The sequence below is a fragment of the Lutibacter sp. A80 genome (genome assembly GCF_022429645.1).
Lineage (GTDB): Bacteria > Bacteroidota > Bacteroidia > Flavobacteriales > Flavobacteriaceae > Lutibacter.
The window spans coordinates 2,975,530-2,989,570 of the sequence record NZ_CP092480.1 but is presented as its reverse complement, the minus strand read 5'-3'; the positions used below and the strand labels follow the sequence as shown (position 1 = coordinate 2,989,570).

At 29.1% G+C, this 14,041-nt stretch carries 7 protein-coding genes; all 7 read right to left on the bottom strand.

The genetic code is table 11. The features are described from left to right. Positions 1-82 precede the first annotated feature (82 nt). The 7 genes from MHL31_RS12320 to sprA all read right to left on the bottom strand — a co-directional run bounded on the left by MHL31_RS12320 (position 83) and on the right by sprA (position 14,041). On the bottom strand, positions 83-535 hold the full coding sequence (locus MHL31_RS12320) for a retropepsin-like aspartic protease (RefSeq protein WP_240226252.1): 453 nt from the start codon (positions 533-535) through the stop codon (positions 83-85). 6 nt (positions 536-541) lie between these two features. Further along, positions 542-3,235, bottom strand: a complete 2,694-nt coding sequence (locus MHL31_RS12315) for a CHAT domain-containing protein (RefSeq protein ID WP_240226251.1) — start codon at positions 3,233-3,235, stop codon at positions 542-544. An 8-nt stretch (positions 3,236-3,243) separates the two neighbouring features. Next, the gene (locus MHL31_RS16305) at positions 3,244-5,235 is read right to left on the bottom strand and encodes a PKD domain-containing protein (protein ID WP_305802694.1); all 1,992 of its coding nucleotides are present in this window, start codon (positions 5,233-5,235) and stop codon (positions 3,244-3,246) included. Between the two features lie 208 nt (positions 5,236-5,443). Beyond that, positions 5,444-6,163, bottom strand: coding sequence for an energy transducer TonB (locus MHL31_RS12305; RefSeq protein ID WP_240226250.1), 720 nt, complete (start codon positions 6,161-6,163; stop codon positions 5,444-5,446). 63 nt (positions 6,164-6,226) lie between these two features. Beyond that, on the bottom strand, positions 6,227-6,592 hold the full coding sequence (locus tag MHL31_RS12300; RefSeq protein WP_240226249.1) for a VanZ family protein: 366 nt from the start codon (positions 6,590-6,592) through the stop codon (positions 6,227-6,229). After that, positions 6,585-6,965: a glycine cleavage system protein GcvH gene (gcvH, locus tag MHL31_RS12295; RefSeq protein ID WP_240226248.1), complete on the bottom strand. Its 381-nt coding sequence runs from the start codon at positions 6,963-6,965 to the stop codon at positions 6,585-6,587. Before gcvH ends, MHL31_RS12300 begins: the two co-directional genes overlap by 8 nt. A 29-nt stretch (positions 6,966-6,994) precedes the next feature. Then, a complete protein-coding gene (sprA, locus tag MHL31_RS12290; RefSeq protein ID WP_240226247.1) occupies positions 6,995-14,041 on the bottom strand; it encodes a cell surface protein SprA in 7,047 nt (2,348 codons plus the stop codon).

The window sequence follows — 14,041 nt, the reverse complement described above, 5'->3', positions numbered from 1 at the left end:
TTATGTTATTGGAAAATTGAATAGGGAAATTCTACAATTAAATTTTATAACTAGTTAAATGTTTTGCAAATTAAGTATGAAGTTAAAACTTAAAAACAAACTTTTTTAGGTACACACATTTCTTTTTATAATCTATAATTGCCTCTCCTTTTTCTAAGATATCTGCACCTATAATACCATCAACAGCTTTGGCGTTATGCTCTGTTAAAGCAGTATTTACGTGTGTTAAATCCAATAAAACTAAATTAAAATCACAATATTTCCAGTCTTTAAATTTAATAGTATTATTAGGAGCTATTTTAGTCTCCATTCCTGTAGCTCCTGCACCAGCAGCTAATGTTTCAGAATCCTCAACTTTTAATTTAAAATGTGCAGCTAAAGTTATATCTAAACACGAATTTGAAGCCCCTGTATCTAATATAAATCGACCTTTTACACCATTTAATTTTGCTTTAACTTCAAAATGATTGGTATTTATTTTCTTTAGTTTAATTTTAACAAAACCTTTTCTTAAAAGAATTTTTTTTAATTTCATGTACTGCTACTTATTTAAGCCAAATCTACTATTTTTAAAAAAGATAAAACAACCTATTACTGCAATTAACACAATAAAAATAAACCAATAGCTATTAATGCTATGTTCTAAAGCTGTTACTTCACCTAAATAAATAAAACTAGCCCAATAATAGGGCGATTTTTTTATAGCAGGGATAGTAGTATCTTCTAAATAAGTTAATTTTGAAGCATGCAACGCATTAGATTTATTACCTAATTTTTTATAATTTTTATAAAACCCAGCCATTAGGCGCTCTGTTGATTTATCATTAACTTTCCACAAAGAAACAATTAAATTTTTTACACCAGCATACGAAAAACCTCTTGCCAAACTTAAAACACCCTCTCCTTTACTTAAGGTTCCTACTCCTGTTTCGCAAGCACTTAAAACTACCAAATCATAATTTAAATTATATCCATAAATTTCGGGTAAATACAAGGTTTTGTTATAAAATTCTATAGCAGGTGGTGTATATAGATCTCCTGCTGTTGCATGTGTAGAAAGATGCAAAATAGAAAAATTATCTTTTAAAATGTTAAAACTTGTTTTTGAAGCAGCCTCTCCAATTAAGAATTCTCCATCTAATTCATTTTTTATACTTATAGCCTCTTGCGCTGTATAACCCAATTCAGCTAAATTTCTATGGTTATTTTTAAATACTGGAAAAAAACCAAGTAACTTATTATTTCTTTGATTTGTTATTTTAGAGTCATTCCATAAAATTGAAGCTGAATAACCGTAACTTATAGCTGTTTTATAAATTAAATACGGTAACTTTTCAAAATTAGTAACTGCTGTTTCTTCAGTTAATAAAGCATCAAAAGGTAGAAAAGAAAACAATCCGTCTGGTATAATAATCGTATTTGCAGGTAAATTCATATCAAATAATTGATTGAATAAACCAAATGCCAATGTAGTATACTCTTTAATATTATTTTGAATTGCTGTACCTCTAGCATCTGAAAATAATGCTAAAAATCGTGAAATTTCATCTTTAAATTCTGGTGTTTTTTCTATTCTTTTTACTGAAATTGGATTGTTTTTTGAAATTGAAAAAACATAAACATAATTCATTCCTTCAAAAAACTCGATTAACAAGTCATTATTAACCAGTAGTTCTTCTTGTATGGTTTTAATAGAAACTGTTTTAGTTAAATCTAATTTTAAATTAGGGTATTTTAATTCAATTTCCTGATTTAATAATTGAATTTGTTGACCAACATCTACACGTTCTTTAGTTAATGCTGCCAATACATTTAAAGCTGCATTCTCTTTTTTCAGCTGTTCTATTGTAATACTTTTATTTAATTGTGCTTTTTTAAAGGTTAAAGCTGCTTCTTTTCTAAATAAACTATCACTTTTTATTGCAGATTTAGCTGCCAAAAGTGATTTATTTTCTAGCAAAATTGAAGCTTTTGTTTTTTCTGCAAATTCAAATGCTTTTTCAATCCAACCAACAAAATTTGTTTGCTCAAACAACATATAACATAACTCTATGCATTTTTCGCTTCTACTTCTATTTTCTTGTTGTTGCAGCAATTTTGCATTCTGATTTAAATATGTATTATTAAGCTCCTTTTCAACTAAAAAAGACAATTCATAATTTTTTAATGCCGCTTCAAAATTTGTGTTTTGTGTAAATATAGTAGCCCTTCCATCTAAAGCTATCTTTAAAGTGTTTTCTGGATAAAAATATGTACTTTCTGGATTTTCAAATTCATTTTTTGGTGCATAATTAGGCAACAAAGTACTCAACGCTTTTTGATAGGTCTCTAATGCCGTTTTAGTATTGTTTTGAAGTCTATAAACCTCTGCAATTAAATTGTGAATTTTAGCAACTTCCCTATCGTTACTTCCAAAAGCTTTTTTTGAATATTTTAGTGCCTTTTTAAATTCAACCAACGCTCTTTTAAACTCTTTATTAACAATAAAACAGCTTCCTAAGGTTTTAAAATTACGTGCTAAAATGGAAGCATCATCTTGTTTATTTAATTTGTTAGATATTCGGGTGTGATTTTCTGCTTTTTTAATATTTTCTAACATTAAATAATTAATAGCTAAATCAGAATTTATTTTAGCTTTTAAATAATTTGAAGTCGCACTCTCTAAACCTAAATTTAAATAATTTATAGCAGTTGTAGGGTCTCCTTTAGTTCTATATACAATTGCTAAATTTAAATAACCCGATCCAATTTGTTCTTTGTTATTTTCTGAAATAGCTTGTTCTATAATAATTTTAAGAATATCTTCTGCATTATCAACATCTCCCAATCGTGTATAATTATTTGCTAATGGTTTTAAGCAATATTCTATAATATTATAATTTATAGCATTTATTTTAAAATGCTCATAAGCTTTTTCGTAATAATTAATAGACTGATTTATAAAACCAAATTCTTTTAATTGATAAGCATAATTAATGTAAAAATAAAGTTGTGCAGTATTTTCGTTATTATTTGAAGGACTTCTCCATAAATTAGCTTTTAAAGTTTCAAAAATATTTAAATTTTTTACATCAGGATTTTTAGCAAATTCATCTAAATGTACATAAATATATTCCGAATAATTATTTTGCTCTTTTAAACTGTTAATTATTGTTTTAAAACCCTTTTTTTGTTGCTGAGCTGAAGCTAAAAAATTACAGAAAATTAATAGAAAAATTAGCCTTTTTTTTATCATTTACTATTTTATATTTTCCAAATTGCATAAAAATGAAGTTGAGCTTTTGGTTCATTAAAATTATAAATATAACGCGCTCCAACACTTGGTCCAATTCTAGAAGCTCCAATTGTGATATCTCCAAAAATACCATATTTAATATCTGAAAAAGGGTTGTTTTCTGAAGTTATTATTGTTGATGATGCTTCTTCAAGAAACTTTCCTTTTTCATCATTATAATAAGTATAATATTCAGTAGCAGTTACCGTTTCTACTTCATTTGATACATCTAAAGAAATTTGAGGACCTACTCCAAGACCAATAACTCCATTTAAATTATATCGAAATGAAACAGGCACAACATCTATATTAATTTTTTTGGTTGTTACCGTATTGTTTTCTTCTTTTAGAGCTATATCTACTGTTGCTCCAGGTATTTCGTCCAAGCCTACTATATCTGAAACACTATTAATATCCTTAAATTCGTGGGTACTCATCATTATTTCGGCTTGTAAGTATTTTTTGTACGATTTATACGGTGAAATTGTTGCACCTACAAAATAACTTTTAGAATCTTCTAAATCTGGAAAACTATTATAACCTGCTTTTACACCAATTGAAATTCCAGGTTTAAACCTTGATGTAGAAGTATTTGTTATAATTGGCTCATTTTTATCGAAAATAATTGCGGTTTTACTTTTCGATTTTACTTTATGAAAATTATCTCCAAATTTTAAGGCATATTTTACAAAACCCTTAGTTGAATCTTTATCGTGTACTCCTTTTTGAGCTGTACCTGGTAAATAAATATTTTTAAATTGAAACGATATTTGATCTTTGCTAATAATTGTATCCAAACAACTATATCTAACTTCTTCTTCGGGACAAATTGGACATTTTGGGTACATATCTAATACTTCTAAAGTTGACTTGTCTAACATGTCTGGAATATCAACATTTAATTTTATAAGTTTCGCTGGGCCTTCTCCATCGTTTTGAAATCTCACCTTATATTTTAACTTTTTAAACCTTACCAATCTATAATTTAAACGCGTATCGTAAACTGCCATTTTATTTGGATCGTGAGATGTTACAAGCTCCATTTCTTTAGTTAAAACCTTATGTGCATCATTTCCTCTTTCCGGTACATAAATACTTCTAATAGATATAATTGCACTGGTATCTTTTAACATTTCTGGTGTAGTTTTAAATGTAAAAAACATATTGCGCTCTTCATTAGGTTGCATATTATTAAAATCAAACACTTTAACATCTTGGTAAGCAATTTTTGCGTCCTCTAATGTAAGTGGTAAATTTTGTTGTAAAGAGTCTGCAATTAATAATTTTTCATCTAAAAACGTATCAATTCCAGTAGTTTGAATCAATTCATTTTTTGAAATATAACGTTTACTATCTACAATAATTTCATCTGAAAGTTCTTGCTCATTATTATGTAATCGAACATCTACTAATTCAAAATTTTTGTCTTTATACTTTGTTTCATTAAAGAACAAATATATTTTCCCTTCTGTTGTATACTCTTTATTATTACCATAGCTTACAATAAATTGCATTTCTTGCTCAGGCATTGGTTCTCTATTTGTTTGAAGTCTAAAGCCATTATGAGCTGCAATTAAGTTATGTTTTTCATTAGAGATGTTATTTGCATTAATATTTGTTACACTAACATCTTTTGGCCTAGTTGTAGGTGGCTTTCCATCATCATAATTATTTGTAACCGAAAGTTGCGCTGTATAATTACCGGTTTCTTTATAAACATGTTCAGGATTTTTTTGAAAACTGTAATTTCCATCTCCAAATTCCCAATAATAAGTGTAAAAGGCTTTTGGAGCACCAGCAATTTGATTTAATTCAGGAGTTTCAGGGCTAAAAGAAACTTTATTTTCTTTTACAGTGTATCCTATTTTTGCAGTTCTAGTTATAGTATCATTAACAATAGATTGTGAATTTACATAACTACAACTCAATACAAAAAAAACAATTTTCAAATAAGTTTTCATACGTCTTTATTATTTTTTTTAACGGTCGCACACTGTTCACAATTTATCATTTTTATAGCTGATAAATTTTATAACATGCTAGGTTTGTTGGTTTTCTGTTTTAACAAATATAGAAAAACATTCTAAATGAAGCTTAAAACTAAATTAAATGAATAAAAAAAGCCACCTTAAAAAAAGGTGGCTTTATAATTTTACAATGTGTATTTATCTATTCAACTTTAAAAGCAATAGGTAAACTATATTTTACACCAACTGGTCTTCCTCTTTGTTTACCAGGAGTCATTTTTGGTAATAAATTTACAACTCTAATTGCTTCTTCTTGTAATCTTTTATGTGGAGCACGTGCCATTACATCTGTAATATTACCACTCTTATCAATTTTAAACATTACAAAAATACGCTTAACACCAGGAGCTAATCCTAAATCAGATGCTAAATCTGCATTAAACTTTCTGTTAACGTGTTTCGTAATTTTTTCTTGTAAACAATTTCTTAATTCTGCTTTGCTTCCTTTACAACCTGGATATACTGGTACATCCTCAATAATAGCAAAAGGTACATCTTCCATTACCTCTTCTTCTTCTTCTACCTCTATAATTTCCTCAACCTCAACAGCTTCTGTTTCATCTGTTTCAGTAGATTCTATTACTGTTTCTTCAATTTCTTCTTCATCTTCAACAACTTCAATTTTATCTGGAGTTGGTGGTGGTGGAGTTTTTGGCTCTGGCGGCTTAACCTGCTCTATTTCAATTGTTTGTTCTTCATCCTCCATATTTAAGACTACTGGCCCTAAATTTTCGATAACTCTATCATACGTTTTCTTCTCAATGGCTAAATAAACCACCAATAATGCTAAAACTAGCCCTAATTGCATAAATAACTTGCTGTAGTTCTCTAGATTTGCTTTTGGATTTTTTTTAATCTGCATCTGTAAAATATTTATAGTTCGCTAATTTAATAATTTTATAACAACTTTTACAATATTATTTTCCTATTTCAAAAGTTTTTTTTGTTGAAGTATTTTAAATATTGTAAATCCAATTCCAATTCCTAACATATTAGCTAGTATATCTTTAATTTCAAATTGTCTATTGGCTGTTGCTGTTGCTTGCAATACCTCAATAAGTATGCCATACAAAAATATTAAAATAATTATATATGTATTGATTTTCAAATATTTATGGTTATTTTTATAAGCAATTAACCAACACATTGTTAGTAGAAAATAAGCACTACTATGTATTAGTTTATCTGAAACTTGTATAGTAGGTGGAATAGTTTCTCCAATTGTTACCAAACTACCCCAACCAATAATCAATGTTAAAGATATTGCAAAAAATAAAAATATTTTATGCACCAATCAAGGCTTTATAATCTTCTGCTGATAATAATTCATCTATTTGAGATACATCAGAAATTGAACTTTTAATCATCCATCCATCTCCATATGGATCTGTATTTACCTTTTCAGGCTCATCTTCTAAAGCTTCGTTAAATTCAGTTACTTCTCCAGTTAGTGGCATCATAAGATCTGAAACTGTTTTTACAGCCTCAACAGATCCAAAAACTTCGTCTTTTTCAATGGTTTCGTCTAATGTATCTACATCTACATAAACTATGTCTCCCAATTCGCTTTGAGCAAAGTGTGTGATCCCAATAGTTGCTGTATCGCCTTCTATTCTAACCCACTCGTGGTCTTTTGTGTATTTTAATTCTGCAGGAATACTCATTTTTATTTAATTTTATAGTTGATAATTTATTAATTTCCTAAAACATATCTAATACTTAACCCTGAGCTAACTGACTGCCTCGGGAACGTAGTTGAAATGGCATATTTTGAAGAACTTTGATCAAAATAGAACGATGCTGTTAAATTTGCATTTACTGCATAATCTGCAAAAAACTTAAATGACAGTAATCGTTGACCTCCTGTAACTTGATCGTTATCTTCATCAATAGATCTAATTATTGTTTTATTATCTCTTAAAGATAAATCTGCTCTTAAGTCTAAATCGCCCTTAAGTTTGGTTAATTTACCTCCAAATCTAAATTTCATTGCTAAATCTTTAATTCTATAACCCATTCCAACAACGTATTCTAGTCCTTTCATTTGCGTTATAGTATTATTACTAAAATTTAAAGTAAGTCTTCTATCTTTATCAACTCTTCCTGAAAATGAGATTGAATTTTTCATTTTCATATCTACTTTTAACAGTGGACTAAATTCTTCAATTAAATCTACGCTTGTAAATAATGTTTTATTTAAATAATTACCAGCTATATCTGTTTCTCCATAAGGATCTTGAGCATTGTATTCTAAATTATTACTAAAACTTAGTATAGAATATTGAGAATTATAACTATGTGAAAGTGAAAAACTTCTAAATTTATCTTTAAACCAGTCCATTTTCATTAAACCTTTATAATTAATGTTCCAACTAGGAATTGGTACATCTCTAAAAGCAGACAGTTTAATTTTAGATGCATCTTGGCCTGAATATGCTGCTAAAAAGGCCGGTAATGAAACTTGTTGACTAGTAACTCCAAATCCATCTATTGGTTGTTCAGATGCTTGTGCTAATCTTAGAGCAATAATTTCTCTATTAGCTTTAAAATCTTCAAAGTTTTGGTCACTATTTGAAAATGCTGTTTTAAGTGTGTTATAGCTAATCATAAAGTTACCAATTTGAGAAACTGGAGAATCTGTTAAAACATTATCTATAACATCTAATTGTTGAGATGTATTTTTTGTATATGTTTTATTACCTCTTAACTCAATATCAAAATTAGAAAATGGTTCTACAGTAATGGTATAATCTAATTTATTCATATGTGTTACACTGTAGGTTTTATTGTAATAAGGATCTGTTTCACTTCTAGATAACAACCAACCATTTTCTAGTGCTCTCTGACGAATATCTATCTGGCTTCCGAACACAAACCCTAATGAAGGAGCAACACCTCCATTGTAATTATCTTGACCTAAAAATCCAACTTCTGGAACATAACCTGGTAAATAGGTACCATTATTTTCAGAATAATTGAATCGTGCTTTTTTAACCGCAGTTATCAAGTTGTAAACGCCTTCTTTAAAAGTTTCACCTGGTGATTTTTTCTTACTAGTTTCTCTTCTATTTGAAGATGTTCTAGACCTATTTTCTGAAGTACTATTAATAGTAGGCTTCTTGTTATTTAATAATTTTGTTAAACCAATATTTTTATAAAATTTATCAAAATCTACATCTACTCCTAAATTATGAGTATTTGTATTTTGAATTACATTTCCTACTTGTTCTACATATGATTGCGAAGATGCTTGCCAATCAAAATCTGCGGCATATGTATAATCTGCATTTATAAAATCTAATAATGGTAATTTATTAATTGGTAGTTTATATGTACCACTTAATGTTTGATGATAATGATCTGGTCTTCCTAAAGAAAAGAAATTATCAAAAATCTGTATATCATCAGCTGCATCAAAATCATCGTATAAATAATTATTTGCTGCTCTAAAGTTAAATTGTAAGGATTTGGTAATATTATAACCTATTGTATAATCCCAATCGAACATAAAATGACGTTGTTTTAATGTTGGTAATTGAGGTAAACCTTCAACTAAACTTCTTGATAATTGTTCATTATAAGTTCTAAATATGTTAGAATTTACCGAAATGGTTGTAGGAATTAGATTTATATTAAAGTCTTTTAAAAATTTAAAATATTTACTATTTAAAGATTCCCAATTTTTAAAAGGTTCTATACTTTTTGGTTCAAAAGTATAATTATAATTTACGGAAGCCCTTACATTTTGATCAACATACTTTTCAACATTATAATCTCTATGAAATGTTTCGTTATAAGCATAAGATACTGATAGATTTTCTACATTATAAAAGCGCTGTTTAGTTTCAGCATTAGGGTTGTAGTCTTTTCTAACATTAATTAAACTTATACTTCGTCGTTTTGTATAATCTTGATTACTATCTCTATTTGGACTGTTTTCTATAGTTGTGTCTTCGTATAAAATATCTTGGTACTGAGAGTCGTATTTTGGATCTTTTATTTCTTCAGAAACACTGTAACTTAAAGGTAGAGAAACACCCCAATCTTTTGGTAACAATTTTCCAACATTTACATTCGTAACAAGGTCGTACAATTTTGTATCTTCTTGGCTACGCTCATTTACACTTTGCTCAATCCCTCCAAAACCTTGAGTTTCCATACGCCCAGTAATTGCAACGTCTGCAAAATCTGCTATATTAGCATCAGCACTAACTACTGCTGCCCAACCACCTTCATTATCGAATTCTGAAACACGTAATTCATTATACCACACCTCGGCACTTTGATTTGAATTAGACACATTTTTAACCCCTAACATTATGGTCTTTATATTTGAAAGGTTAGGATTACCTTTTACTCTAATTTCGTAGCCATCTAAACCTTCTATTGGAGAAATTTCTCCTTCAGCCGGATACAATACATTTGGTGCAGTTCCTTCATCAAACCTCAATAATTTTAAATTTGCTAAATGCTCTAGCATTGCATCTATATTATTTTCTTCTGGCCAAATATCTAACTCATCGGTAGCGCTATAATCAGATATAGTTAATAATTTTTCAATCTGATAGTAGTTATCATCTAAGTCGCTACCTAATCTAATTATTGCCTTTAACTCATCGTTTTGCACTTGAGCTCTAGTCTGTACTCCTTCGGCATGTAAAAACAGTTTTAAATATTTATACATTCTTAAGTCTACAATAACATTTTTATATATTGCCCGTGTATCACCAGGCTCTAAATCTGTTACTTTTAAAGATAGAGATTGTTCATTTTGTTGTTGTAAGGTAGTGCTACCTCTTAAAATTTCTCGTTCAATACCTGGAGGTAATACGTATGGAATTGGTGTTTTATCTTCATTTTCTTGAATATTAACAACTCCAACTTCAAAGTTTTGTAATTCCTCATTTGTTAAATCTTGTGGTACTGTAATGTCTTCATCTAAAGTTTTTGTATATCGTCTCCAATCTCCTCTAACCAATTGAAGTTCTCCAAAACGCAAAACTATTGGCATTTTAAACTTGGTTAAAAACATACGCATAAACCTGATGGAATTAAAACCTGTAATATCATTAATTATCTCATCTGGAGAGCTAACTTGAATTCTAAATTGCAACCATCTAAATTGTTTTTGACTTCCATCGTCTAAAGTAACATTAACTGTTTTTTCGTCTACAATATTATTTTGCCCAACAACTAAATCGCTTTTATTTAATGAAACTTTGTATTGATAATAACTCTCAACAGTATTCATTGTTTGATCTTTATTAATATCTTCAGTATCTGGATAAGTTGTAGCTGAAGTTGGATAACTTTCTGTTGATAAGTTATTAGTTGGAGAGTTTCCTTGTGTATTATTATATTTTTTATAACGAGTTATAATTGAAGCATTAGAATTATCATATTCAGAACTTCTAAAATAAGTGTAATTATCATTTGATGGGTCTGATCCAAAACCAGTTCCAAATTTTTCTATTTCTTCACTGTCATTTAAACCATCTATACCTATATCTTGGCTTAAACGTTCATTATCATCATCGCTAAAAGCATAAAGTAAAGATTGGTTTGTAGGTATTTTACCCCACATTGTTTCTTCAGTATTGTTAGTACTTAATGGATCTTCTGGTAATCCATTCTCGTACATTTTCCTTCCATCTTTTAAAACATCTTCAGAAACATTTCCTAAGTTAAAATACAATTCTCCAACTTGATTTGAAGGATTATTAGGGTCTACTCCAATAGGCAAACCTTCTTCATTTGTAATTGAATAATGGTCGTAAGGATCCATTAACCAAAATTGTATATACTCAACATTTGATTGTTCAAAATTAGTAGTAGTAAGAGCTCTAGTTATACCTCCCCAACGATCTTCTGGGTTTGTAAATTTACCATCTGCACCCACATTACTTGTGTCGTAATTATAACTACCTCTTTCATTAGGAAAATAAGCTAAATCTAAGGTTCTAACAATAGTAGATTGTGTTAAGTCTAAATCTTGTTCTGGAAATAATTCTTCATATCTTACTCTTCTAACTTCAGCTCTAGATAATTCGTTATTATCAATATTTCCAGGTTTTAAAGAAGAACCTCCATAAAAAAGAGGATCTATAATATACCAAGATAATCGTGCTCTTTTGTAACCATAAGTAATATCTGAGGCATTACCTCCTAAATCAAATTGAGTTTGATACTGTGGTGTGCTTGCCATATGCCATTGTTGAATGGACTTGATTTCTAAAGGAATTTGAGAACCCTCAAAATCATCTACATATGATGTTGCTTCTCCATCTAATTCAATTCTACTTGGAGATCCTGGTTTTAAATATGCAAAATCTCCTCTAATAGAGAAGTTTGATTTATAATCAGTATCTATATTTGGCAATTTATTAGCCAATTTTGTTAAAAAAGGCACCTCGGTTCCAAAATTAGCATTTAATCCAAAAATTGTATTATTAATTGGTTCTTCACCAAAAAGTGCTTTTTGAGTAATTGGTTTTTCATTTAAATTTAAAATTGTAGCACCTGCTATAAATTTATCAGAAAATTTATGTTCAATATCAACACCAAAAAAACGTTTTGTTTGTAAATTAAATGCCGCATTATTCTCTACAGAAACACTAATCGGTGCATTTGAAGCTTCTAAGCTAGGGTTAACAATTTGCACTCTCCCCATTTGGTAATCTACAACATAATCTACACCTTCAACTAATTCTCTTCCTCCTGATGTAACTATAACTGACCCTTGTGGTACATTAAAAGCTCCTAGTGAAATTCCATTTGAACTTTCAGATTTATGATACCCTTTTATTAAGTATTTATCTTTTTGTTGGTAATTATTTCTAGCTTCTGATTGGGTAATTTCATACAGTTCATTAAAAATATAATTATCGTCTTCTGGATTGGTTAATTTTGTTTCTAAATCTTCCCCAAAAGGTTCTACAGTAGGAAAAATAATATACCCTTTTTCTGAATCTACAGTTGCTCCTTCTACATAATCGAAATATCCATCTCCTTCTGCAATATAAAACTGACTTTGATCTAACCTATCTACATTTAATAAATTTAAAAGTGTCTTATCTGAAACACCTGTTGTTTGCGCATTTTGTAATACATTAATTGCTACCCCTGTTTCATCATCTGAATATAAAAGTTCTAATCTAAAACCTTCTTCTTGCATTCTGTAAGTTTGCAAAGAATACACATTTTTCATCATTAAATCCCACATAGGAACTTTAGTGCTTATTATTTCACTACGTAACAATTTTACAACAATATTAGCTGGTGCAATAATACCATCACTTGTAAATTCACCTACTTTATATACTTTCGCATCTCCACTAACTGTATATTCAAACGAAACAGCTAATACATCCGAATCTGACAACCTTCTATTTAACGAAATAAAACCTAACTGTGGGTGTAGTTTATAATCGTCTGGTCCTAATTTTATGGCATTTTCTAGCACGGAATAATCTCTACCTTGTTGCATTGAAAAAGGAGCTAAACCACTACCTACAGTAGAAATTTGCCTTACTGCATTTGAACTAGTTAAAACTGTAGAAATATTATTTGCATCATTTGAAGGGTATAAAAACCCTGGGTTTGGAGTTACATTTGCTGGTCCAATATTAGTAGGATCACCTTCCCCAATATCTGCCAAAGCAACAATATTTCTAATATCTTCTGTTGTTGCATTGGTATTTGTTATCCAAACTTCTACTTTAGTAATGTTTATTGGACTATTAATTAACGGGTAGTTTTCTAGAGCTTTATTGTAATTATCTCTAAAATATTGTGATAGGAAAAAGTGTCTATTTTCATCATAATCGGTTGCCTGTAACTCAAACTCTTGAATTGTTGAACCTCCTTCTGCAGTAACAGTTCTAGTTTGCGACTTTTGTTCTGCAAAAACACCTGTTACTGTGGTGCGTCCAAATTGTAATTCTGTTTTAACACCAAATAAACTTTGGGCTCCAACAATTAAAGAATTTTTTAATGGCATACTTATATTCCCAACCTCAACTTTTTGAAGAATATCATCTTCCGTTGGAGTGTATTCCAATTTTATTTGATTCTGGAAATTAAAAGATGCTTGTGTATCGTATTGTGCACCTACTTTTAAACGTGTACCAACTTTTGCTTGAATACTAGCACTAATTTGTTGATCAAAATCAAAAGTAAAACTGCTTCTATTACGTTCCGATAATTGAGGATTATCTACTTTTTGATACAAAGCCCCCATTTTAATAGTGATATCTCCTGTAGGGTTTACTTCAATTGTATTTCCTCCAAAAATAGATTGAAAAAAATCGGATTCTACATAATACGTTGGTAATAAATTCTTTTGAGCTTCTTCACTTCCAAGTTTTTTACTATTGGTGGCACTAATTTTATTTTTATAGTAGCCAAGCATGTCTTTTTTAAGCTTATATTCTTTATATGCTTCTTGAGACATATAAATAGGGCGTTTAATATAATAATCGCCAATTTTCTCAACAATAATATATTTACCTAGCTCTGTATCGTAAATAATTTCAGATTCAGAAGGATCTTCTAAAAACAAACCACCTTGTTGATTACCTTTAAATGGATACTTCAATTTTGTTGAATCTTTGTTTTTTTCAACTTTTAAAGTATCACTTTTTTGTATTATAGGCAATGCTTGTGCATTTATTGTTATTTTAAAAAACAACAATAAAATAATTAAAATAGGTGTTTTAAATATAAATTTTGTTTTTTTCAA